This is a genomic window from Enterococcus sp. HY326 (assembly GCF_026157065.1).
Taxonomy (GTDB): domain Bacteria; phylum Bacillota; class Bacilli; order Lactobacillales; family Enterococcaceae; genus HY326.
Genome location: NZ_JANLGQ010000004.1, coordinates 419,174 through 444,715, shown reverse-complemented (window position 1 = coordinate 444,715; position 25,542 = coordinate 419,174). Strand labels below are relative to the sequence as shown.

The 25,542-nt window shown below is 40.3% G+C and carries 17 protein-coding genes; 5 read left to right on the top strand and 12 right to left on the bottom strand.

Annotated elements, in window-relative coordinates; genetic code table 11:
* Positions 1–202: 202 nt before the first annotated feature.
* The 3 genes from tig to ORH16_RS12700 form a co-directional block, all read right to left on the bottom strand.
* A complete protein-coding gene (gene tig / locus ORH16_RS12710; RefSeq protein WP_265459207.1) occupies positions 203–1,489 on the bottom strand; it encodes a trigger factor in 1,287 nt (428 codons plus the stop codon).
* A gap of 266 nt (positions 1,490–1,755) precedes the next feature.
* On the bottom strand, positions 1,756–2,718 hold the full coding sequence (locus tag ORH16_RS12705) for a hypothetical protein (RefSeq protein WP_265459206.1): 963 nt from the start codon (positions 2,716–2,718) through the stop codon (positions 1,756–1,758).
* Positions 2,719–2,790: 72 nt separating this feature from the next.
* On the bottom strand, positions 2,791–3,084 hold the full coding sequence (locus tag ORH16_RS12700) for a hypothetical protein (RefSeq protein WP_265459205.1): 294 nt from the start codon (positions 3,082–3,084) through the stop codon (positions 2,791–2,793).
* A gap of 447 nt (positions 3,085–3,531) precedes the next feature.
* Here ORH16_RS12700 and glmS point away from each other — a divergent pair, with 447 nt between their 5' ends.
* The gene (gene glmS, locus ORH16_RS12695; RefSeq protein ID WP_265459204.1) at positions 3,532–5,340 is read left to right on the top strand and encodes a glutamine--fructose-6-phosphate transaminase (isomerizing); all 1,809 of its coding nucleotides are present in this window, start codon (positions 3,532–3,534) and stop codon (positions 5,338–5,340) included.
* Positions 5,341–5,479: 139 nt separating this feature from the next.
* Here the strand turns inward: glmS and glmM are convergent, their stop codons facing one another.
* From glmM to cdaA, 3 genes are read right to left on the bottom strand one after another with little or no spacing between them, the layout of a single operon-like run.
* Entirely contained in the window at positions 5,480–6,838 is a 1,359-nt protein-coding gene (gene glmM / locus ORH16_RS12690; protein ID WP_265459203.1) for a phosphoglucosamine mutase, read from the bottom strand.
* Positions 6,839–6,868: 30 nt separating this feature from the next.
* On the bottom strand, positions 6,869–8,008 hold the full coding sequence (locus tag ORH16_RS12685) for a YbbR-like domain-containing protein (RefSeq protein WP_265459202.1): 1,140 nt from the start codon (positions 8,006–8,008) through the stop codon (positions 6,869–6,871).
* On the bottom strand, positions 8,005–8,892 hold the full coding sequence (gene cdaA, locus ORH16_RS12680; RefSeq protein WP_265459201.1) for a diadenylate cyclase CdaA: 888 nt from the start codon (positions 8,890–8,892) through the stop codon (positions 8,005–8,007). Before cdaA ends, ORH16_RS12685 begins: the two co-directional genes overlap by 4 nt.
* A 406-nt stretch (positions 8,893–9,298) precedes the next feature.
* Between cdaA and ORH16_RS12675 the strand changes: the two genes are divergently transcribed.
* A complete protein-coding gene (locus ORH16_RS12675) occupies positions 9,299–9,820 on the top strand; it encodes a thioredoxin domain-containing protein (RefSeq protein ID WP_265459200.1) in 522 nt (173 codons plus the stop codon).
* An 85-nt stretch (positions 9,821–9,905) separates the two neighbouring features.
* Here the strand turns inward: ORH16_RS12675 and whiA are convergent, their stop codons facing one another.
* The 3 genes from whiA to rapZ are packed head-to-tail and all read right to left on the bottom strand — an operon-like array spanning position 9,906 to position 12,743.
* Positions 9,906–10,838 (bottom strand): DNA-binding protein WhiA, encoded by a 933-nt coding sequence (whiA, locus tag ORH16_RS12670; RefSeq protein ID WP_265459199.1) that lies wholly within the window; start codon positions 10,836–10,838, stop codon positions 9,906–9,908.
* A gap of 13 nt (positions 10,839–10,851) precedes the next feature.
* Positions 10,852–11,844, bottom strand: coding sequence for a gluconeogenesis factor YvcK family protein (locus tag ORH16_RS12665; protein WP_265459241.1), 993 nt, complete (start codon positions 11,842–11,844; stop codon positions 10,852–10,854).
* Positions 11,845–11,858: 14 nt separating this feature from the next.
* The gene (gene rapZ, locus ORH16_RS12660; RefSeq protein ID WP_265459198.1) at positions 11,859–12,743 is read right to left on the bottom strand and encodes an RNase adapter RapZ; all 885 of its coding nucleotides are present in this window, start codon (positions 12,741–12,743) and stop codon (positions 11,859–11,861) included.
* An 894-nt stretch (positions 12,744–13,637) separates the two neighbouring features.
* Between rapZ and ORH16_RS12655 the strand changes: the two genes are divergently transcribed.
* On the top strand, positions 13,638–15,155 hold the full coding sequence (locus tag ORH16_RS12655; protein WP_265459197.1) for a helix-turn-helix domain-containing protein: 1,518 nt from the start codon (positions 13,638–13,640) through the stop codon (positions 15,153–15,155).
* Between the two features lie 102 nt (positions 15,156–15,257).
* Here ORH16_RS12655 and uvrA read toward each other — a convergent pair whose 3' ends face one another.
* Together uvrA and uvrB are read right to left on the bottom strand one after the other, a co-directional pair.
* Positions 15,258–18,083 (bottom strand): excinuclease ABC subunit UvrA, encoded by a 2,826-nt coding sequence (gene uvrA, locus ORH16_RS12650; RefSeq protein ID WP_265459196.1) that lies wholly within the window; start codon positions 18,081–18,083, stop codon positions 15,258–15,260.
* Positions 18,084–18,254: 171 nt separating this feature from the next.
* A complete protein-coding gene (uvrB, locus tag ORH16_RS12645) occupies positions 18,255–20,249 on the bottom strand; it encodes an excinuclease ABC subunit UvrB (RefSeq protein ID WP_265459195.1) in 1,995 nt (664 codons plus the stop codon).
* A gap of 208 nt (positions 20,250–20,457) precedes the next feature.
* Between uvrB and ORH16_RS12640 the strand changes: the two genes are divergently transcribed.
* Both ORH16_RS12640 and ORH16_RS12635 read left to right on the top strand, forming a co-directional pair.
* Complete coding sequence (locus ORH16_RS12640; protein ID WP_265459194.1) at positions 20,458–21,900, top strand: amino acid ABC transporter substrate-binding protein/permease; 1,443 nt, start codon at positions 20,458–20,460, stop codon at positions 21,898–21,900.
* 3 nt (positions 21,901–21,903) lie between these two features.
* The gene (locus tag ORH16_RS12635) at positions 21,904–22,641 is read left to right on the top strand and encodes an amino acid ABC transporter ATP-binding protein (RefSeq protein ID WP_265459193.1); all 738 of its coding nucleotides are present in this window, start codon (positions 21,904–21,906) and stop codon (positions 22,639–22,641) included.
* A 131-nt stretch (positions 22,642–22,772) separates the two neighbouring features.
* Here the strand turns inward: ORH16_RS12635 and ORH16_RS12630 are convergent, their stop codons facing one another.
* A complete protein-coding gene (locus ORH16_RS12630; protein WP_322597300.1) occupies positions 22,773–25,451 on the bottom strand; it encodes a cation-translocating P-type ATPase in 2,679 nt (892 codons plus the stop codon).
* Between the last annotated feature and the right edge of the window lie 91 nt (positions 25,452–25,542).

Sequence of the window (25,542 nt, the reverse complement as noted above, 5' to 3'; positions counted from 1 at the left end):
TTCACCTCATTTATTTCTCGTACATACTTTTAGTTAGAGGTTTCCCCAAACTAAAGGTATCATATCACAAATATCCTAAATTAAAAAGAGTGGCAAGCGAAACTAAAACTTATCTTCATCATTCTGCAATCATAACGAAATAAAAACGTGGCACATCCGTAAAGAATGCCCCACGTTCATCTTTTATGATATGAATAAAAAATTATGCTTCTTCTTTCGCTGTGCCAGTGATTAAATCAACAGCTTTTTTCATCACGATATCATGTTTTAGCATGTCTTCAGACAACAAGTTTTTAACCTGGTCTAGCGGCATTTGGTAAGTATCAGCTAAATCTTGCAATTCTTTTTCAATTTCTTCGTCAGTTGCTTCAAATTTTTCAGCTTCTGCAATTGCTTCAATAACTAGATTTGTTTTAGTCCGGGTTTCAGCTTCACCTTCAAATTGCGTGTGCAAATCAGCTTCAGTTGAACCAGTCAATTGATAGTACATTTCAGGTGAGATGCCTTGGCGTTGCATATTGCCTAAGAATTCATCCATCGCCCGGTGTACTTCATCATGAACCATTACATGCGGTAAATCTAGGATTTCTGCATTGTCGACAGCCTTTTTAATTGCTGCTTCTTCTTTAGCATCCACTGCTGCTTGTTCTTTGGTTTCAGTTAATTCTTTGCGATATTTTTCTTTTAATTCTGCTAAGGTTTCAACTTCTTCGTCGACATCTTTAGCAAATTCATCGTCTAATTCTGGTAATTCTTTCGCTTTCACTTCATGGATTTTCACTTTGAAGATTGCTTCTTTGCCAGCTAAATCTTCAGCTTGATAATCTTCAGGGAAAGTTACGTTAACATCTAATTCTTCCTCTGCTTTATGGCCAACTAATTGATCTTCAAAGCCTGGGATAAATGAGTTTGATCCTAATTCAAGAGAATAGTTTTCACCCTTGCCGCCTTCAAAAGCAACATCGTCAACAAAGCCTTCAAAGTCGATGACAACTGTGTCGCCATTTTCAGCAGCAGCGTCTTCTTTGACAACTAATTCTGCTTGCGCTTCTTGTTCCCGCTGAATCCGTGCATCAACATCTTCCTCGCTGACTTCACGGTCTTGTTTTTCAACAACTAAGTCTTTGTATTCGCCTAATTTAACTTCTGGCTTCACAGTTACTTCTGCTGTGATTACCCAGTCTTGGCCTTCTTCCATGCTCTCAACATCAATTTTAGGTTGAGAAACTGGATCGATTGCCGCTTCTTTTACAGCAGCTTCATAAGCTTCTGGTAAAACAGCGTTCAAAGCATCTTCATACAAAGCTGCTTCGCCGTACATGCGGTTAAACACTTGGCGTGATACTTTTCCTTTACGGAAGCCAGGAACATTTAAATTACCTTTCACTTTATTAAAAGCGATGGTTAAGCCTTTTTCGATTTGAGCACGTTCAATAGAGAAGGTTAACACACCATCATTGGTGCCTTTTTTTTCCCATTTTGCTGTCATTTGATTCCCTCCGAAATATCTATTATTACTGGGATTGCAGTCTAAGCTGTGGCATTGAAATAACCGAATTACAGCTGAGTTTTCTCTTAAGCTCGTATAAGTTCACGACGCAAGCAAAAACCTTTTAGCAATAATTCGGGTAGTTCCTACAAGCCTTTTTAAGCTATCTACTGCCCCACATACCTTTTAAATATTACACTAAGCACCAAGGATTGTAAACATATTCGCAAAAGAAGATAGGCGAATTTTGCATTTTTTTCTAAATACTAACTTCTCTCCATCAATTGCCAAATAAACTGCCGCAAATTTTGCTTTAACTCTTGAATACGATTGAATTCGACAGATTCCTCCAACTGTTCTGAATACCCTTCGCTGTATTCAACTAGATAGCTTTCAGCAAACAGTTGCACGCCCCCCAAAGCTGTAATAGTTTCCGTTTCAAATGGAAATAAAATCGTCAGATGCAACCGAACCTCTTCTAAGAGAGCCTGTAAAAGATCTGGCTGCTGATGTTCCAATTGCTGAGTTAAAAACAATTCTATCTTGGCCAGCTCAGTTGAATTTTCTACCAATCCCAGCTGACTTGGGATAACCTGTTGTTCTTTTTCGTTAAACCACCGGAAAGTGAAGGATTCTTTTCTTTTGAGTTTGATTAACTCCTCCAAAACTTTTAAACGGCTGAAATAATTTATTTGGACGTCAGTTAAAATAGAAGCCGCCATTTCTAAAAAGAAATTTAGCGGGGTTGCTATTAGCGTTTCAATAAAGCCAGCCTGCTGCTGCATTGTCAACTGATTGATAGTGCTCAAGGTCCTGCGTAAATCTGCAAGCTTTTGTTGCTCCAGTTGACTCAGGTAATCCTCTAACTGAGTTAGCTGCTGATGTAACAAATCTAGCCAAGTCTGATCTTGATGGCCTTCAAATTGTGCTAAATACTCGTGAGCTTTTAGAAATTGTTGATTTAAAAGCAACAATTGGAAAAATAAATCAAAGTATTGCCGTTCCTTTAAATAATCTGACAAATAGTCTTGAGCTAAGCGCAATGCTTGTTGATGGTCGCCAGTTTCCATCATTAAATGAACAATCAGAAGATTTAAAGAAAAGTCGGCCTCCATTTCATAGGCTTCATGAAATAGTTTTAGCCCTTTTTGTTGTTCTCCTTGCTCCAAGGCCTCTTTTCCCAGGCGGATAAAATCTTCTCGGGAATTTGGAAAATTGAAAATTGCCATTGCCTTCTCTCCAGACGTTGTTTTCTTATGAAAAAAACTTGAGACAACTAAAAATAGCTGTTGCTCAAGTTTTTAGTAAACATTATTGATAATAATCGCTGTTTCAATTTTACCTTGGGCCTTCATTGCTTCCGCTTTCGTTAAAAGCGAATGGCCACCAAACTCTTCTCCAGATAAGGGATCTTCAACAGTAAAAGCTTGGACCTTGGCAACTTTTAAGGCGTCTGGTGCAATTTCTTGCACGCTGTCCCAGCCAGTATTCAAAAAAACTTTAGTATCCTCTGCAAGCTGATGCTCCTTTTCCAACTGAGCAATCGCTGCTTTTAATTCTTTCAATGTAATTACCGGTACTTCCTGCACCTGCATCCCCTCGACTTTCTACAGCTAGTATACCTAAAAATAACTGAGAAAAAAATGTTTAAATAGAAATTTTCTGGCTTTTTTTTTTTTTCCTCTATAAAATATTTCCCATCTAATGGATTTAGAAAAAGAAAAAGAAATATTTCAGTATATTAAACTTTCATTACAAGTAGACCATTTATAAAAAAATATTTGACAAATAATTAACAAACATATAGAATCATTAGTGTTTCCGAAAATAATAACAAGGAGGATTGGTTAGACCAATTAAGGATAGCGCCAGACCTATTTTCAGGTGACGAGGAAAGAGCTTATCGAAGTTTTCGGCGGGTGGCTCTAGGGACTGCACTCTACAGATAAAGATTAAAACCTTTTCGTGAGAAAAAAACAAAAACTTTATCCGCAGCGGAAACCAAATACAATGAATAGAACAGTCGAAAGTAGGATTTGATTATGTGTGGAATCGTAGGAATTGTTGGTAACCCCAACACAACTGAAATTTTATTAAAAGGTTTGGAGAAATTAGAATACCGCGGTTATGATTCAGCCGGTATTTTTGTCGCAGATACAAACAGCAACCAATTAGTTAAAACTAAAGGCCGCATTAAAGATTTAAGAGAAAAAGTTGGAACTGAGTTAACAGGAACCCTCGGGATTGGCCATACTCGCTGGGCAACTCATGGACCCGCTACTGAAATTAACGCTCACCCTCATACCTCAACTAATCAAAAATTTGTTTTAGTGCATAACGGTGTGATTGAAAATTATCAAGAATTAAAAGATACTTATCTAGCTGGTATTGCTTTAGAAAGTGAAACAGATACAGAAATTGTGGTGCAGTTAATTGCCCGCTTCGCTGAAGATGGCTTATCAGTTAAAGAAGCCTTCAAAAAGGCTTTGGCTGTCATCGAAGGCTCTTATGCCTTTGCATTAGTCGATAAAGCTGACTCAGATACCTTGTATGTCGCAAAAAATAAAAGTCCTTTACTAATTGGTTTAGGAGCAGATTTCAATGTAATCTGTAGCGATGCAATGGCGATGATTGACCAAACAAAACAATTTTTAGAAATTGCAGATGGTGAACTAGTAACCCTAACCGCTGACAGTGTTGGCATTGAAAAAGCGACTGGCGAAAAAGTGGAACGCAGCGCCTTCACTGCTGAAATCGATTTGGCTGATATCGAAAAAGGAACCTATCCTTTTTACATGCTAAAAGAAATTGACGAACAGCCTGCTGTTATGCGCCGCATCGCAAAAGAATATGTCACTGATTCCGGTGAATTCGCTATTGACGCTAACTTATTAGCAACAATGCAAGCAAGCGACCGAATTTACATCGTCGCTTGTGGTACAAGCGCTAACGCCGGTTGGGTCAGCAAACAGATTTTTGAAAGCTTAGCCAAGGTCCCAACGGAAATTCATTTATCCAGTGAATTTGGCTACAATCTACCATTACTTTCAGAAAAACCATTTTTTATCTTTTTAAGCCAAAGCGGTGAAACTGCTGACAGCCGCCAAGTTTTAGTTAAAATTAATGAGCTAGGCTATCCGAGCCTGACGATTACTAATGTGGCGGGCTCTACTCTCTCCAGAGAAGCGCAATACACATTATTACTTCACGCTGGTCCTGAGATTGCTGTGGCCTCAACTAAGGCTTACACAGCTCAAATTGCTGTGATGACAGTATTAGCTAAAGCCCTTGGCGAGAAAAAAGAAATTCCTGAAGCCTTTGCATTTAATTTATTACACGAATTAAGTTTAGTGGCAACTGGCATGGAAACGATGATTTCTGAAAAACATTTAATCGATGAGCTAGCTCAAGCTTATTTAAAAGAGACCCGCAACGCCTTTTATATCGGTCGTAGTGTGGATTATTATGTGTCAATGGAAGCCGCTTTAAAATTAAAAGAAATTTCTTACGTTCAGACTGAAGGCTTTGCAGCTGGCGAATTAAAACATGGCACAATTGCATTGATTGAAGAAGGCACTCCTGTGATGGCGTTTATCACCGATGCTGCGACAGCGGCTCATACTAGAGGAAATGTCCGGGAAGTTGAAAGCCGTGGTGCAAACGTCCTAGTGATTGCCAGTGAATCCGTCAGCAAAGCTGACGACCAAATTATTTTACCAAACGTTCATCCGTTATTAACACCATTAGTCAGCGTTGTACCGGCACAATTAATTGCCTACTATGCAACCTTACAAAGAGGTTATGATGTTGATAAACCAAGAAATTTGGCAAAGTCTGTAACAGTTGAATAGCAAATAATTAATGTAAAGAGGTTCGGCAAAATAGCTGAACCTCTTTTGTTTAGTTATAAAAAAAATCCATTTCAACTGAAAAATTGAAATGGATTTTAGCTCAAATGAACTGATTTAGCTTTCTTCGTCAATTACAAAATTAGTTTTCTAAGCCAATTTCTTCTCTGACAACTTTAGCAATTTTTTCAACATAATAATCAACCTGCTCATGGGTGGGAGCTTCAGCCATCACTCTTAGTAATGGTTCAGTTCCTGAAGGTCGAACTAGGATACGTCCTTCACCATTCATCTCCGCTTCTGCTTCTTCAATTACGGCTTTAATGGCTGGTACTTCCATGGCACCGTCTTTATTCGAGACGCGAATATTTACTAATTCCTGTGGATAGATGGTGACTTCACTAGCTAACTCGGATAATTTTTTGCCGGTTTCCTTCATAACATTTAACAATTGGATGCCTGAAAGCATGCCATCACCGGTGGTATTATAATCTAAGAAAATCATGTGGCCGGATTGTTCGCCACCAAAATTGTAATCATTTTTGCGCATTTCTTCGACAACGTAACGGTCGCCAACTTGCGTGATAACATCTTGCATCCCAGCCGCTTCCACTGCTTTATGGAAGCCTAAATTACTCATGACTGTCGTTACGATTGTATCTTTTTTCAAGGCATTGTTGGCCTTCAAGTACTTGGCACAGATATACATAATCTTATCACCGTCAACGATATTACCTAGCTCATCAACAGCAATAATCCGGTCGCCATCGCCATCAAAGGCTAAACCAACATCGGCTTTTTTCTCTAAAACAAAGGCCGATAAAGCCTCTGGATGAGTCGAACCAACACCATCGTTAATATTTAATCCGTCTGGCTTCGTACCCATTGTATAAAAATCAGTTTCCAAGTCAGCAAAGACCCGATTAACTGCAGAATAAGTGGCGCCGTTTGCTGCATCAATACAAATCCGCATGCCTTCTAAATCACCAGGAATGCTTTGTACCAAAAATTGTGAATATTTCAATAAGCCCTCTGGAAATTCATCAACGGTACCTAAACCGGCAGCCGATGGTCGAGGCAAGGTGTCTTCCTTTGCGTCAAGCAGTGCTTCAATTTCTAATTCTTGTTCATCTACCAATTTGAAACCATCAGCTCCGAAAAATTTAATACCATTATCTTCAGCCGGATTATGGGAAGCTGAAATCATGACACCCGCAGAAGCTTTTTGAACTCTTGTTAAATACGCTACTCCCGGTGTTGAAATCACGCCTAATTGAAAAACTTCGATTCCCACAGACAGTAAACCTGCAACTAAAGCCTGCTCCAACATTTGACCAGAAATTCTAGTGTCACGGCCAACTAATACCCGCGGACGTTTTTCAGAATCTTCGTGCTGGCTTAAAACAAAACCGCCGAAACGACCTAATTTAAATGCTAATTCAGGAGTTAACTCCTTGTTCGCAATCCCTCTAACTCCATCTGTACCAAAATATTTACCCATTTAATTTGAATCTCCTTACTTGTTTTCTTTTTACGAATCAACGCTGTCTACTGTTGCATTTTCATCACCACTAGTTTCTGCTGAGCTTAGAGTACTACTGGTCTGTGTACTGCTGCTTGAGCTAGAGGAACTAGATGAAGAGCTGCTGGAGGAACCGTTGTTACTGGTCCCACCATTATTTGTTGCTCCACTAGAACTTGAACTAGAAGTTGTTGTACTAAAATTTGGTGTGATTGTCACCCGAACATTTTCCGGATTGGATGTGTAATCATCCGTTCCGAGGGCCACTGTCTGCACTGTTTCCGAGGTAATATTGGATATGTCAATCGGTAAGGAAATGACATCAATATTATTGATCACTGATTGAGGACCACTAATGGTTGCCGTATCAGTTGAAAGACTAATTGTATAACTTTCAACATTATCTGGCAAATCCCCCTCCTGAGTGGTTTCAATGGTAACGTCCTTAGTTGGTGCCGTGACTTCAATTGCAATGGAAACTGTATCTGGATTAGCCGAAATACTCAAAGTTTCTCCTGAACTATCTAGGGCCGTCACCACAGCATCTTGAGAAAAATTCTCCATTTGAGCTGTCGTCGGGCTCACTAAAGCAATCACTCGATCAATTCTTGCGAGAGTATCCGCTCCTGTTGTAATTTCAACAGAACTCGGTGAAGCAGTTTGCGTTGACGTATATCCTTCCGCTAAGGCCGAACTGGACAGTGTTGGGGTGACACTAAAGGTTTGAGTGACTTTTTCTTCAATGGTCACGGTAATGCTAGTGGTCTCTAAAGTTGCCGACACCGCACTGCTAAGATTTTGAGTCCGCAGATTGACTTCATGGGTCCCCACACCTAAATCAGATAAATCGGCAACGACTTGAAAATTCCGGGTATCCTCGTTGTATTCGGCATCCAATTGCACCCGATTGAAACTGGATAAGGTAACACTAACAGTATTTTGATAGCCGTAAACATAATATTCATCGCTATCATAAATCAGTTCCACTGGCACGCTGCTAGCCGTTTCGGTATAGGTATCGGTTTGAGAATAAAAAATACTTTGTAGAGAATCATTATTTGCATTAACAAATAAAATCAGAGCAAAAACCAAAGCCAGTAGACGATAAGTTAAATTTTTATCCTGCCAAAATTTCACTAATTTTTTCATTTGTGCTTCCCTCCTGACTTAAAGAAGTCGCTTAAGAAGCCCCGCAGACCTTGAGTAGTTGTTGATTCCTCTTCAGTAGCTAAATACTGATGTAAAACAACCAGATACTCCTCTTGATTTAAATCTGTTAAAAATTCATTGTTGACTGCCATACTGACATGTCCTGTCTCTTCTGAAACAATAATCGTCAAAGCATCGCTGACCTCACTCAAGCCAATCGCAGCTCGGTGTCTTGTACCATATTCTTTTGGAATCAACATGCTTTCTGACAGTGGCAAATAAGCCGAGGCTACCGCAATTTTATTCTTTTTAACGATAACAGCTCCGTCGTGTAAAGGGGTGTTCGGAATAAAAATATTAATCAACAGCTCGCCGCTAATATCAGCATCTAAAGGAATGCCGGTTTCAATGTACTCATCCAAACCGGTATTGCGCTCAATACTAATTAAGGCGCCGATTTTTCGTCGGCCCATATATTGAATGGCTTTATCATAGGCCGAAATGACTCGTTCTTCTTCCCGCTCACTTTTTTTAGTTTGCGTGAAAAATGTTTGACGACCTAAATGTTCTAAGCCTCTACGAACTTCCGGTTGGAAAATTACGACGGCCGCAATCACACCATATGTGATGACATGGTTCATCAGCCAAGACAAGGTGTGCAGACCAATAAACTCCGCAAGAATTCTGATTAAAATAAAAAGGGCTACTCCCCGAATCAACTGTACCGCTTTTGTCCCTCGTACTAGCTCAATTAATTTGTAAGCTAGAAACCAGACAACTAAAATATCTAATATATTTATCCAAAAGCTTAACGTAAGAATATTGCCACTAAAAAGATCCTGCCAATAAGTTAAGCTGAGAAGGTCACTGATTTGAAATGACATTACACGCCTCTTCTCCATTTCATTTTAAGATTTCTTTGTGATTATAACATAATTTTAAAGCTTCATGGAAAACTTAGGGAAGTTTAACGAGTTCTAAAGACAAATTACTAGATATCTACAAAATAAGGAAAACTAACATCAGTCTTTTTCTCAGATGAATTTTAATCAAAATTGTATTTGTCACCGTGCTGCAATCCGTCAAATTAAAAATAAAAACGGGTTAGTGACTGCTCGCTTGATAATGTTTCCATTCATATCGTTCAATTTAGTTTACCTGATGTCACAAATTTTGAACATGCTTGCGTTTCAAACAAATCAATGTGAAATTTTTTCAAAATACGCTATTATGAGGGTAATCAAGTAAAGTCAGTCGTAAATTAAATGCGACAAAAAAATGGAGGCTATTATGGATATTTCAGTTATTGATGCAAAAAAAGTGACCACTGAAAATGGGATTAAAATCGGTTTAGACAGTGCACCAAAAAAAATTGTGGAATTTATGAACCTGCGTTGCCCGTATTCTAAACAATGGTTTGAAGAATCAAAGGAGCTGTTAGTTGAAGCTGTCGCCCAAGGTAAGGTTCAACGAATTATAAAACTATTTGATAAGGAAAAAGAGAGTTTGCAACGGGGCAATGTGATGCACCATTATGTCAGCTGGAGTGAACCTGAAAAGGCGCTGGGAGAAATTCAAAAAATTTATGATACCCAAGAAGACTGGGGGCAGTTATCTTTAGACGAGGTTGCGGTATATGCTGAAGAAGAATTAGGCTTAAAGGAACAATTAAACCAAGTTTTAGTCGACCAGATTATTGCTGAAGCCAATAGCGCCAACATTAAATTTGTTCCGACCTGTGTCGTGGAGAAGGCAATCTTTGATGAAAATATTCAGCCTGAAGAATTAAGAAACATATTAGATTTGATGTAAACAAAAAATCCACAATTTATCTTTGACAATAGCTTGGCAGTTTTGCCGCAGCTGGTCAAGATTGATTGTGGATTTTTTATTTTTACTAGCCGCTCTCACGGAGATGGTCCGCAAATTCATTAATTTTGCGGATGCGGTGATTGATTCCGGATTTTGAAATAATTCCAGAGGGAATCATCTCGCCTAGTTCCTTTAAGCTAACTTCTGGGTGTTCTAAGCGCAGCTCAGCAATCTCCTGCAGCTTTTCTGGTAAAGATTGCAGGCCCACAGTATTTTCAATAAAGTGGATATTTTCGATTTGTTTAGAGGCAGCGTCAATCGTTTTATTCATATTCGCCGTTTCGCAATTGACCAGCCGGTTAACTGAATTACGCATATCCCGCACGATGCGGACATCCTCAAATTTTAACATTGAATTGGTGGCCCCAATTAGAATCAAAAAATCAGCAATTTTCTCAGCCCCTTTTAAGTAGCAGATATAGCTGTTTTTTCGCTCCAAGGTGCGGGCGTTCAAATCAAAATAATTAATCATCTTGCAGACATCTTCATTGTGTTCCTCATAGGTCGAAGAAATTTCCAGGTGATAGCGGCTGGTTTCCGGATTATTAACAGAACCAGAGGCCAGAAAAGCTCCTCTTAAATAAGAGCGCATCTTCTGGGAATTGCCCATAATTTCATTAGAGACATGGCCGTTAAACATCATGCCATCCATAATATCTAAATCGACTAAAATCGCTTTGGTGTGCTCCTTTAAGCGCACGATATAGACATTATTTTTTTTCAATTTCATTTTCTTACGAACTAACAGCTCACTTTTGACTTGATAATGGTCTTTTAAGAGGCTGAAAATCCGACGAGCGATGGCGGCATTTTCGGTTTGAACATTTAAAACAAACTGCTGATTTGTCAAACTCAAAGAGCCGTTCATGCGAATCAGGGCAGCCAATTCTGCTTTGGCATGTTCCCGATGAACCTCAAGGCCAGTCAATTCTTTTTTTACATCTGCTGCAAAGGACATTGAATTCCCTCCTTTACATTTTTACGCCATATAATAGGCGCATCAATTCCTCCACGACCTTATCGCCATCGTGAAAAACGCCGCCGTTCCGCAATTTTAAAAAGTCTGCTGAAATAACTCGGCAGCCCTCTTCCCGCAGCCCTTTAAAATCATGGGTCACTTGAACTAGATACTCATCGTATAATTCAAAATCCATGTATCCTTCTGGTACGGGTTCAACATTTACTAAAACAGTGTCGACAAATTTTTGCTGCAAATGATTGTGGAGCACGCGGATATGATCAGCATCGCTGAAATGTTCCGTCTCGCCTTTTTGCGTCATAATATTACAAATATAGACAGTTTCTGCCTTGGTTTTTAAAAGGGCATCACCGATTTCTTGAATCACCAGATTTGGTAAAATACTGGTGAACAAACTACCTGGGCCTAAGACCACCATGTCAGCCGCTAAAATACTATTGACGACTTTGCGGGCCGCTCTTGGTACCTCATCGTTATCTACATTGGTGACATAGACGTGATCGATTGTCTTGCGGTCTAAAGCAATTTTAGATTCCCCGGCCTGTGATGTGCCATCCTTATAAACCGCATGTAAGACAAGCGGCTGCTCTGATGAAGGGTAGATGTGGCCGTCAACGTGAAGCATTTTCGATAATAATTGAATGGCTTCATAGGTGCTGCCCCGCATTTCTGAAACGGCGGCAATAATTAAATTGCCAATTGAATGATTCGCCAAAAATTTATCATCTTTTTTAAAACGATATTGAAAAATATCTTCATACAGCTGTGGCATATCTGATAAGGAGACCAAAATATTGCGCATGTCCCCCGGGGGCACCATTGCCACCGAATTGCGAATTTCACCGCTAGAACCACCATCGTCAGCGACAGTCACCACCGCTGTGATATCAGCTCCTTGATTCCGCAAACTTTTTAGAATTACCGGTAGGCCAGTACCGCCACCAATCACCACAATTTTGGGTTTGCGGATGCGATAGGTTTTCATGTTATTGTCATTACTCATGAGCGATTCACCGTCTCTTTGCGTTTGTCTTTATCCCGGTGAGTGATATTAACTTTATAATCGGCTTTCAACGCTTGTCCAACCCGTTCAGTCAACGCGACGGAGCGATGCTGTCCGCCAGTACAGCCGATGGCTACTGTTAAGCTGCTTTTGCCCTCTTTGATGTATCCCGGCATAATGGTCGCCAGCAAATCATAAAACTTCTCATAAAAAGTTTCTGTTTCTGGAAACGACATGACATAATCATAGACCGGCTTGTCCATGCCGGTTAAGGGCCGCAATTCTGGAATATAGTGGGGATTTGGTAAAAAACGCACGTCCATCACAATATCTGCATCAATCGGCAATCCATATTTAAAGCCAAAGGAAATCATTTCCACTCGAAAGCCACTTGTTTCCGATGTTTTAAATTCTTGAATAATTTTTTCCCGCAGCTGCCGTGGCGTTAATGTGGTGGTATCAATCACAATATTCGCTTTAGGTTTTAAATCCTCTAAAATGGCCCGCTCCTTGCGAATACCTTCTGTCACTAAACCATCCATTGCCAACGGATGAGCTCGACGTGTTTCTTTATAGCGGGAAACCAATTCCTCATCGGAAGCGTCTAAAAACAATACTTTTGTTTCAATAAAATCAGTGTTCTCTATTTCAACCAGCATGCTTTGAATTTCATCAAAGAAACTGCGGGAACGCAAGTCAACAACTAATGCAATTTTATGAACCTTGCCGCTCTCTTTGAGGAGTTCCCAAAATTTTGGAATCAGACTCGGCGGCATATTGTCGACACAAAAATAACCCATATCTTCAAAGCTTTGAATCGCCACAGTTTTACCGGCACCGCTCATTCCTGTAATAATTACCAATTGTAAATTCTCTGCCATACTCGAAACTCCTTTCTCTTCAACTTTTCTATTATATCATTCCTGGCGTGTCACTACCATCTTTTTACTTGCGGCTTATTTTCAAAAAATGAAGTACGATTTTCCTTCTGCAATATTCATCTCTTAGCAGGTCAATTTCCAGTCAGAAAAAAATAAAATTGACAATTATAATTTTTTCATAAAAAACCACGACTGCTTTAATAATTTTTCACACGAATTGTAATGCTTAGCTTATATTCTCTACTTGAGCAAACTTATAATAGAGCTAAATACCTTGAGATTATAGGTTTTAAAAAAATCCACTTTTCATACATCCCATTAACAAATTTCCACAAAAATCCTATGGATGAGATAAACTTTTTCCAATATGTCAAAAAATACGCCTACGATAAATTTATAATTTGACGGACAGCAAATACTCCTTTATTCTCCAAAAAAAAGTTATTTTTTTATGCTTTTAAAAATAATTTCCAACTCTACATTTACTTCATCTCTTTGTAGGAAAAAATCAGAGACTTTCTGTTAAAAAATGCTCTATATATACAAAAACTTCTGTTCTACTGAAAAACTTTTCCAAAAAAATCAGAGTATCTTGTTGAGTCTGCCAGTAGTCTACACATGTAGCCCTTACTAGTGCAGCAAAATCCAATTGTGTTTTTGTCGGTCCAAAATAAATAAAGTTTTAAAACTCCCAATCTCAAAATTTGAGAAAAAAATTTTGCAGATTTGGTTTTTATAAAAGCTATTACTTAAGAAAAATTACATATTATCTTCGTATTATAGCTACTGGTTATTTTAAAAAGTTGTTGTTAGTTCGTTTAAAATGCTGAAAGTTATTCAACTTTTAAACAGGTCCCTGTTCGTCACCCCTTGGTTAGGGAAAGGAATATTTTTATGAAAGAAATGTTAAGCAGTACTTCAAGACGGCGTATTACATTATTAAATCTACTATTTGTTATGTTAGACAAAATTGATTTAGAGAGTTTGGCCCAGCGGCTTCATACCTCAAAAAAGACAGTGTTGACAGACATTGAGTTTTTCCAAGAAAATTGGCCCGAGATTGTCTCAATTGATTACAATACGACCACTGGCATTAGTCTCACAGAGGCCAAAAATCAAACAATTCAATCTATTTATACTGATTTTCTGCAGGATTCATTAGAGTTTCAACTACTGGAGGGAATATTTTTCAATCCCAATCAAAGTGGTAGATATTGGGAGAAACAGCTTTTTATCAGCACGTCGAGTTTATATAGGATGAGTTTGCGAATGGAAAAAGTATTAAAAAACCATGGTATCTTGTTGCAAAAAAATCCCTATAATCTTGTTGCTACTGATGAAAAACAATTTCGTAATTTTTTTAAAATTTATTTTTCGGAAGCTTATGGTGTTAAACGCTGGCCGTTTGATTTTATGCAAAGCCAATTATTGACCTTAGTTCGCCAAATCTCCGCCGATTTTTCTTTAGAAATTAATGAAATCCAAGTCTATGATTATAGTTTCCGCTTAGCCGTCATGCTAATCCGAACCCAACAGGGGCACATTGTCACCCACAAATATACTCCAGAACAATTAGGCTTGAGTGAGTACCAAGAGTTGTTTGATTATTATATTCAGCAGCTCCCTAGCGACTATCGTCAGCTTTTTAACAAAGGTTCCCGTAGTAGAGATGACTTTATTCAAACGATTCTGTGGTGGAAATTCGCTTGGGATAATCAAGAAGAGGCGAATCGTATACGCCGAGCCGCCAACCAGTTAATCGATCAAGTCTCTTACGAAAGTGATATCCCTATCGATGACTTTAGCCGTCACCGGGTTAAGAACAGTTTTTTGAGTGCCTATCTCAGTCACAAAATCTATCAAGGTCCAAAATTTATGTTGTATAATCGCTCACACTTTTCAAGGCTCTCCATTGAAACTGCCTATCCTTTTTTCTCTTCTGTCTTTAAAAATTGTCTACAGGAGCTACAAAAAAGTCATCGGATTACCTGGATTTCAAATTATCATGATGAAATTTTGGCGAAGCTGATGATTGAATGGGAAAATTTACCAATTTTAATTGAAGGACAGCGGGACACAGTTAGAATTGGTGTATTTAGTGACTTAGGAAAAGTCCATGCGCAGTCTATTGCCAATTACTTAAGCCGCTTATTTATTAATCGGGCAAACATGGAAGTCATGAATAGTGACTATTTTGCAGCGAAACCTTGCGATGTTCCCAGTTTTGATATTTATGCCGCTAATTATCAAATGTCAAATGTTCCTCCAGAAAAATTGGTAATCATTGAAGATATTCCAACATATAGGAATATTGCCGGATTGCGAATCGAAATAGAAAAGCAGCGCAAGGCGAATGTTCAAAAATCTTTAATTGAATATACTACCAATCAAAGCCGGCGGTATTCAGCATAAAACTACCCGAATTACCAGATTTACTTCATCAGCTTTCGCTAAGAGATTAGCGAATACTGATGAAAAGTATGGTAATTCGGGTAGCATTTTTATTTTCTTACATTAGTTTTTTTCCATAACCTTTTTCAAATAATAACCAGTATAACTATCTTTAGACTTCGCAATTTTTTCCGGAGTGCCGGTGGCTAAAATTGTGCCGCCGCCATCGCCGCCTTCTGGACCTAAGTCAATGATGTAATCGGCTGATTTGATAACGTCTAGATTGTGTTCAATCACTAAGACTGTATTGCCGGCATCCACTAATCTTTGTAAAACCTGTAGTAAGCGGGCAATATCGTCGGTATGCAAGCCGGTGGTTGGTTCATCTAGAATATAAAAGTTCTTGCCGTTTGAAATTCGGTGCAGCTCACTGGCCAATTTCATCCGTTGGGCCTCCCCGCCAGATAAAGTTGTGGCTGGTTGTCCCAAAGTCACATATCCTAGACCAACATCCAGAATGGTTTGCAGCTTCCGGTGAATTTTAGGAATATGTTGAAAGAATTCGACCGCCTCTTCAACTGTCATTTCCAAAATTTCAGCAATATTCTTCCCTTTATAATGCACTTCTAACGTTTCAGAATTATAACGTTTCCCATGGCAGACTTCACAAGGTACGTAGACATCTGGTAAAAAATGCATTTCAATTTTGATGATTCCATCGCCACGACAAGCTTCACAGCGGCCGCCTTTGACATTAAAGGAGAAGCGTCCTTTTTTATAGCCCCGGACCTTGGCCTCATTGGTTTTAGCAAATAAATCCCGAATATCATCAAAGACACTGGTATAAGTGGCGGGATTACTCCGAGGTGTGCGGCCAATCGGACTTTGGTCGATGTCAACAATTTTTTCAATAGTTTCGTAGCCGGAAATCGTTTTGTACTTCCCGGGTTTGTTGGTATTGCGATTGATTTTTTGCGCCAAAGCCTTTTTCAAAATTTGATTGACTAAGGTTGATTTGCCTGAACCAGAAACCCCGGTCACTGCCGTAAATGTTGCTAACGGAAAATCCACGCTTAAGTTCTTCAAATTATTTTCAGCGGCACCGGTAATACGGATTTTGCCGCCGTTACCTTTACGGCGATTCTTCGGCACGGCAATTTCTTTGTCGCCAGATAAATATTGCCCAGTGATAGACTCATGATTTTTAGCAACCTCTGCCGGTGTACCCGCTGCGACAATTTGGCCGCCTTGTTCTCCAGCTCCGGGACCGACATCAATTAGATAATCGGCTGCCATCATCGTATCTTCATCGTGTTCGACGACAATTAAGGTATTGCCTAAATCTCGCATTTTTTTTAGAGAATCAATCAGCCGATTGTTATCCCGCTGATGCAAGCCGATGGAAGGCTCATCTAAAATATAAAGCACTCCGGATAAATTGGAACCGATTTGCGTCGCCAGACGAATCCGTTGCGCTTCCCCACCGGATAACGTGCCAGCAGCCCGACTTAAGGTTAAATAATCCAAGCCGACATTTTTTAAGAAGGTCAGCCGATCGTCGACTTCCTTTAAAATCGGTTTGGCAATCATCACCTCTTGCTCACTAAGGGTTAAGCCTTGGGCAAAATCTAAAATTTTTGTCACCGACAGTTCGCTAATTTCACCAATATTTTTTTGATTAACCTTCACCGAAAGCGCCTGTGGATTTAAGCGATAGCCTTTACAAGATTGACAAGCTAATTCCGTCATATACAGCCGCATTTGATTGCGGGTGAAATCACTGGCAGTTTGCTCATAGCGCCGGGAAATATTCCGCAAAATGCCTTCAAAAGGCATTTCCACATCCCGCACGCCGCCAAACTCATTTTCATAATGGAAATGGAACATGTCATCACCAGAGCCGTTTAAAATAATATTCCGATGTTCTTCCGGTAAATCTTTGTAAGGCATGTCTAAATCAATCCCGAAGCCCTCTGCTGCTTGGGCTAACATTTCCGGATAATACTGCGAGCTAATTGGGTTCCACGGTAAAATGGCGCCCTCCCGCAAAGTCTTGTCTTGGTCCGGAATCACTAAGTCAATATCGACTTCCAATTTCATGCCTAGTCCGTCACATTCAGGGCAGGCTCCAAACGGGGCATTAAATGAAAACAAACGGGGCTCCAATTCGCCAACCGTAAAGCCACAGTAAGGACAAGAATAATGTTCGCTGAAGAGAATTTCTTTTTCGCCAATCACATCCACCACTGCATAGCCATCTGCTAAGCGCAATGCTGCTTCAAAGGAATCAAACAGGCGGGAACGAATCCCTTCTTTGATGACAATCCGGTCAATCACGATTTCAATATTGTGTTTTTTATTTTTTTCTAAATCGGGAACTTCACTAACATCGTAATTTTCGCCGTTAACGCGAACCCGCACATAGCCTTCTCTTTGAATCATTTCGAAAACTTTTTTATGCTGGCCTTTTTTTCCATGAACCACTGGCGCCAAAATTTGAATCCGTGACCGTTCTGGCAGTTCTAACACTTGATCAACCATCTGTTCAACTGATTGGCTGGTGATTTCCGTCCCATCATTAGGGCAAATGGGATGACCAATTCGAGCATATAAGAGCCGCAGGTAGTCATTAATTTCTGTGACCGTGCCGACCGTTGAACGAGGATTCTTGCTGGTGGTTTTTTGGTCAATCGAAATTGAAGGACTCAAGCCATCAATGCTGTCGACATCCGGTTTATCCATCTGACCTAAAAACTGCCGTGCGTAAGATGACAGACTTTCGACATAGCGGCGTTGCCCCTCAGCATAAAGGGTGTCAAAGGCTAAGGAACTCTTCCCTGAACCAGAAAGACCGGTGACCACCACCAATTTATCTCGGGGAATCGTTACGTCGATATTTTTTAAATTATGGGCGCGGGCGCCGTGGATGACAATTTTATCATTTGCCATGGTATCACTTCTCCATTTCCAAAAATTCCTGCAAAGCATCTTCATCATTGTAGCACTCATCAGAAAAAAATTTTAATTTCTGAACTTAACTAGTTGCGACTGTTTGACACGCAAAAACGATCCGACACAGGAAGCAAGCGCAACATTTCTTCCTATGTCGGCGGTGCGTATTTATTCGTCAGCTTTAATCTCCAGAATCGTATCCCGCAGATTGGCGGCTGTTTCAAAATCAAGGGCCTTAGCAGCATCCTTCATTTCTTTTTCAAGTTTCAATAAGAACATTTCCCGTTCTTCTTTATTCATATCTGCTAGAGAAACTGACGTATCATAACCCGTCACCTCTTCAGCGACCTTCGTGATGGCAATTAAATCACGAATTTCTTTAATAATTGTTTTTGGCTCAATTCCGTGCTCGACATTATAAGCCTCTTGAATACTGCGACGGCGGGCCGTTTCATCAATCGCCCGCTGCATGGAATCCGTCATCTTATCGGCGTACATAATCACTTTACCTTCAGAGTTACGGGCAGCCCGGCCAATCGTTTGCACCAATGACCGCTCACTCCGCAGGAAGCCTTCCTTATCCGCATCCAAAATGGCAACCAAGGAGACCTCTGGGACATCCAGACCTTCTCTTAGTAAGTTGATTCCCACCAGCACATCAAATTCACCTAAGCGCAAATCACGAATGATTTCCGTTCGTTCCAACGTTTTAATATCACTGTGAAGATATTTTACCTTAATACCCATTTCTTTAAAGTAGTCGGTTAAATCCTCCGACATTTTTTTCGTCAGTGTCGTGACAAAGACCCGTTCGTTTTTCTCAACTCGTTCATTGATTTCACCCACGAGGTCATCAATTTGCCCCATAATCGGCCGCACTTCAATTACAGGATCTAATAAGCCGGTCGGGCGAATAATTTGCTGGATTACTGTATCGGTTTGTTCCGCTTCATAAGGACCCGGTGTCGCCGAAACATAAACGATTTGATTAACGTGTTCTTCAAATTCCTCTAAACGTAACGGCCGATTATCTAAAGCTGAAGGTAAACGGAAGCCGTAGTCCACTAACATTTGTTTGCGGGCCCGGTCGCCGTTGTACATACCCCGAATCTGCGGCATCGTCACGTGGGACTCGTCAATCACGATGAGAAAATCATCCGGGAAGAAGTCGATTAAAGTATAAGGCGGTTCGCCTTCTTTACGACCGTCCATATGGCGGGAATAATTTTCAATTCCCGAAGTGTAGCCCATCTCCAACATCATTTCGATATCATAATTGGTTCGTTGTTCTAAGCGTTGGGCTTCTAATAACTTATTTTCACTCCGTAAAATCGCTAAGCGGTCCGCCAATTCATCTTTAATTTGATTGACTGCTACCTGCATGTGTTCTTCATTGGTAACGAAGTGAGTTGCCGGGAAGATTGCCACGTGTTCTGTATCGGCTAAAATTTCGCCGGTTAATGCATCGACTTCGCGAATCCGTTCAATCTCATCACCGAAAAATTCAATCCGTAGTGCCCGTTCATCTCTTGATGCTGGGAAAATTTCCACAACATCTCCTCTAACTCGAAAACGACCCCGCTGAAAATCAATATCGTTGCGTTCAAATTGAATATCCACTAAGTTCGTCAAAAGCTGATTGCGTTCCAGATCCATCCCAACTCTTAAGGAAACAACCTGTTGGCTATATTCAATCGGTGAACCCAAACCAAAAATACAAGAAACTGACGCAACAACAATCACATCATTTCTTTCCAGTAAAGAGCTGGTGGCCGAATGCCGCAGCTTATCAATTTCATCATTGATGCTGGCATCTTTTTCAATATAAGTGTCACTGGAGGGCACATAGGCTTCCGGTTGATAATAATCGTAGTAGCTGACAAAATATTCCACGGCATTGTCAGGGAAAAATTCTTTAAACTCGCCGTATAATTGGCCCGCCAAAGTTTTATTGTGGGCGATAATTAGAGTGGGTTTATTGGTTTCCTTGATTAAATTCGAAATTGTATAGGTCTTGCCGGTCCCAGTCGCCCCTAAAAGAACTTGGGCTTTCTTTCCATTAATAATGCCTTCAGTTAATTGGCTGATTGCTTCAGGCTGATCGCCAGCCGGTTGATATTTTGACACCAAATTAAACTGACGGGAGGTATCTCGCTCCAACATTTTTCTGCCTCCTCAAAATAGAAATTTTCACTGGAAATAGTATATCATAGCGAACATACTTTCGCCATTTTTAAGCTATGATTTTTAAGAAAAATCCCCCAGTCTTACGAAAAAATTTCAAGTTTGAAAATTTTCTGGGACCAGCGACTTTTTTTTTTGTTAAAAATAGCATATAATTTTTCAGATGTAGAAATTTTGGAGGTTAGACATGAAAAGAAAAAAATATTTATTGAGTTTCGTTATGTTGTTGTTGGCGTTGGGGGCTTTCTTTGGCGGGACAACAGCTAAAGCTGCCAGCAATCATTATCAAATTGGAACTGATATCACTTTCCCACCCTTTGAATTTCAAAATGACTCAGGGGATTATGTCGGTATTGATATTGAGCTACTGGCAGCCATCGCCGAAGAAGAAGATTTCACTTATGACTTAAGACCGATGGGCTTTGATCCTTCTGTTCAAGGTGTGCAAGCTGGTCAGCTGGACGGTATGATCGCTGGCATGAGCGTTACCGAAGAACGCCAGCAGGTTTTTGATTTTTCCGATACATATTTTGACAGTGGTATTCAAATGGCCGTTTTAGGGGATGATGACGAAATTTCCGATTACGAAGATTTAGATGGAAAAGTCGTCGGTGCTAAAATTGGAACCCAGAGCGCAACTTTCTTGGAAAATAATGCCGATGAATATGGCTATTCAATCAAGCTGTACGATGCCTCTGATGCTTTATACGGGGCAATCAACAATGGCACCCTACAGGCAATTTTTGATGATTATCCAGTTTTAGGCTACGCTATTGCAAACGGCCAAGATTTTAAACTTGTTGGCGATCGTCAAGAAAGTAATTCCTATGCTTTCGCCGTTAAAAAAGGCGAAAACCAAGAGTTGCTGACGATGTTCAATGAAGGCTTAGCAAAATTAAAAGCCAACGGAGAATACGATGAAATTGTCGCTAACTATATCTCAACTGGTGAAGATGGCGAAGTAAATGTTGCAACCTCAGGTACCACGGCAGATGAGTCAACTTTATGGGGATTAATTCAAAATAACTATCCGGCCCTTTTAAAAGGCCTGGGGCAAACAATTTGGTTAGCAATTGTTTCCTTCGCCTTAGCGATGATTGTCGGCATTATTATCGGCTTGTTCAGTGTTTCGCCGGTTAAACCTTTAAGAATGTTTGCTGGTGTCTATGTTGATATTATTCGTGGTATTCCAATGATGGTCTTGGCTTACTTTATTTTCTTCGGCCTGCCATTCACCATTCCAGATTTTATCGCTGGCATCATCACCCTGACTTTAAACGCCAGTGCTTATATAGCGGAAATTGTTCGGGGCGGAATTAATGCGGTACCGATTGGTCAAATGGAGGCCTCCCGCAGTCTAGGTTTACCTTATACGCGAACCATGCAAAAAATTATTTTACCGCAGGCGATTCGGATTATGATTCCTTCCTTCGTCAATCAGTTTGTTATCTCGCTAAAAGATACGACGATTATTTCTGTTATCGGTGTCATCGAGTTGCTACAAACTGGTAAAATTATCGTGGCCCGTAACGGTCAAGGTGGTCCAGTTTACTTTATCATCGCTGTGATGTACCTGATTGTGATTACCGCCTTAACCAAATTGGCAAAACGTCTAGAAAAGAAGGTGTAAACAATGGCAGAAAAAATTCTAGTAAGTAATTTAATTAAAAAATACGGTGAAAATACCGTTCTCAATGATATCAACGTTGCGATTGAAGACGGTGACGTGGTCTGCGTCATCGGTCCCTCAGGCTCAGGAAAAAGTACCTTTCTTCGTTGTTTGAACCGTCTTGAAGAAGCAACTAGCGGTGATATCGTGATTGACGGCACCCATCTGTTGGCTAAAGATACCAATATCAATTTAGTCCGCCAGCATATCGGTATGGTTTTTCAGCATTTTAATTTGTTCCCTCATTTGACGGTGCTGCAAAATATTATTTTAGCGCCAACCGATGTCAAAAAAGAAACCAAAGCTGAGGCAGAAAAACGGGCCTTAAAATTATTGGAAACAGTCGGCTTATCTGATAAAAAAGACGTGTATCCTGACAGCTTATCCGGTGGTCAAAAACAACGGGTGGCAATTGCCCGGGCCTTAGCCATGAAGCCGGACATTATGCTCTTCGATGAACCGACCTCAGCACTAGATCCGGAAATGGTCGGTGATGTTTTAAATGTTATGAAGAAACTAGCCAAGCAAGGAATGACTATGGTGATTGTTACCCATGAAATGGGCTTCGCCAAAGAGGTGGCGAATCGCGTAATGTTTATCGATGGCGGCAACTTTTTAGAAGATGGTACTCCGCAACAAATCTTTGAAAATCCGCAAAACGAACGGACCAAAGATTTCTTGGATAAAGTTTTAAATATTTAATTTATAAGGGCGAGCTTTTACAGAAAAGTTAAGCACCCGAACAATAACAGTAAAAAGCGCCTGAGGTCCTGTCGGTCCTCGGGCGCTTCTTTTATAAAACAATTTATACGATAGTTTTACTTTGCAGTCTGTTAAGCTTTTGAATATTTCTTGACGCCTGCTTCTTGACGGCGGTTAAGATAGCCCAACACCAGTTTGGTAATCTCCATTGAAAAGGTGGCAACAACTGCTAATGCAATACAAAAACCAACCTGTAGCAAACTGAAATCTGTCGGAATATCAAATACTTCCCGAATTCCCGGCAATAAAGTTACGCTATATAAAACAGCACAGAGGCTCATCGCCAACACGACCATTTTATTGGTTAAGAAGCCAACCTGCCAAGACGTTTGAATATTGGAACGGGCCGCTAAAGTTTGGAAAGTCCGGCTCCAGATTAGCGTTGAAAAGGCCATCGCCACACCAACCCCTTCAGAATATTGCATTCCAATATATTGAGCAATAATCACAGCCAATCCAATTAAAATTCCTCGATAGGCCACTGAGACAAAAGTCTTGCCGCTTAAAATGCCGGCATTAGGATCTCTGGGTGCCCGCTGCATAACATCCGGCTCCGCTTTTTCCGTTCCTAATGCAATCGCCGGCAGAGAATCATTAATTAAGTTGATAAAAAGCAACTGAATAGCTGTAAAAGGATTACTCCAATCCATAATTAAGGCAAAGAGAATGGCAATAATTGCCCCTAAATTACCGGCAAACAGATACGCAATCGCCTTTTTCAAATTGTCAAAAACATTACGCCCGACTTTGACCGCTTTAATAATGGAGGCAAAATTATCATCCGCTAAAACCATGGCGGCTGCATCTTTTGCTACATCTGTTCCAGTTCCCATGGCAATACCAATGTCCGCCTGCTTTAAAGCCGGTGCATCATTGACACCGTCACCGGTCATCGCCGAAATATTTCCTTTAGACTGCCACGCTTTGATAATTCGAATTTTATTTTCTGGTGACACCCGACCATAAACAGTCACTGTATCTAAAATTTCCATCAAAGCATCCTCAGATAACTCATCTAATTCCGTCCCCGTTAAGGCAGTGTCATTTTCTGAGAAAATGCCGATTTCTTTAGCAATTGCCACAGCTGTCGTCTTGTGATCGCCGGTAATCATAATTGTTTTCAAACCAGCAGACTTGGCGTCTTTGACTGCTTGATAGACTTCTTTTCGTGGTGGATCAATCATCGCCAGCAGCCCCACCAAAATCAATTCATTTTCATCTTCTAAGGTGATTTCGGTATGAGCAATTGGCTTATAGGCGAAGGCTAACACCCGCAATGCTCGTTTAGAAAATTTTTCGTTTTGCTGCTGTAATTGTTTTTGCAAATCAGCAGTTAAAGGTTGCACCTGACCGTTCAATAAAATTTTACTTGAGCGACCAAAAACAATATCTGGTCCCCCCTTGACTAAAAGTAAATCCTGACCGTCAATCTGATGGAGCGTCGACATTAATTTCCTTGCAGAATCAAAGGGTAATTCACCTTTGCGGGGATATTTTTTTCGCAACTCAGCAGTTGGCAATGCTAGCTGCTGACTAAAATCTACTAGGGCAGTCTCTGTTGGGTCGCCTAATTTTTGGCCGGCCTCGGTAATAATGGCATCATTGGTCAAAGTAGAAATTTGCAATAATCGTTCTTCATCGACTGTCCAGTTTTGCGCATCCATGGTGAATTCACCAGTTTTGCCAACGGGTAAATAAAAATCGACCACTGTCATTTTATTTTGGGTTAAGGTTCCGGTTTTATCCGTGGCAATAATACTCGTGGAACCTAATGTTTCTACGGCTGCCAGCTTGCGGATAATTGCATTTTCCTTGGCCATCTTCTTTGTGCCCAAAGACAAGACAATGGTAACAATCGATTGTAACGCCTCGGGAATGGCGGCTACTGCCACCGCCACCGCGAACATAAAAGCATTGACAATATCTTCTGTGGCAACTGCTCCGCTATCGCCCAAAAATAACCGAGCTAGTTGAATTCCTAAAATTGTCAGCGATAAAACCAAAATCCAAATACTTAATTTTTTACTGAAACGATCTAAGCCTCGTTGTAAAGGCGTCTTACTTTCCGTAGTATTTTCCAATAGGGCTGCTACTTGACCGATCTCAGTGGCCCCAGCAGTCGCCGTTACTAAAAATTTTCCTCGACCATTTGTGATAATCGTACCACTGAAAACCATATTATCTTGATCGCCGATAGCAACTTTATTAGCTAAAGTACCCACCATTTTTTCAGCAGGTACGGATTCACCTGTCAACATCCCTTCGTCGACTTTTAAACTGTTTTCCTCAATCAAACGGCCGTCCGCCGGAATATAATCACCGGCCTCTAGATTAACAATGTCACCGACAACAATTTTATTGGCGGGAACTTGTTCTTCTTTACCCTCCCGCATCACGCTGGCCACAGGCGCCGAAAGTTTTTTCAGAGCCTCCAGTGATCCTTCCGCTTTTTTTGCTTGAATGACACTGACTAAAGAGTTCAGCATTAAGACAGCGAAGATAACAATCGCTTCTATATGGGCGCCCATCAAGACCTGCACGAAGGAAACAATCAGTAAAACAATCACCATCGCATCTTTAAAGGTTTCTAAAAATAACTTGATAACCGATTTTTTCGGCGCTTCCGGTAGTTGGTTCAAGCCATCTTTGGCGAGCCGTTCTACCGCCTCTTGATTGGTTAAGCCAGTGGGATTCGTCGCTAATGTCTCATATAAATTTGTTATTTCCTCTTGATAAGCTGTTTTTTTCAATTGTTTCCTCCAAATTTTTTATTGAAATCACTCCTTAGAGACAAAAAGAGACTTAAGACAAACCAAATAGGTTTATCTTAAGTCTCATCGT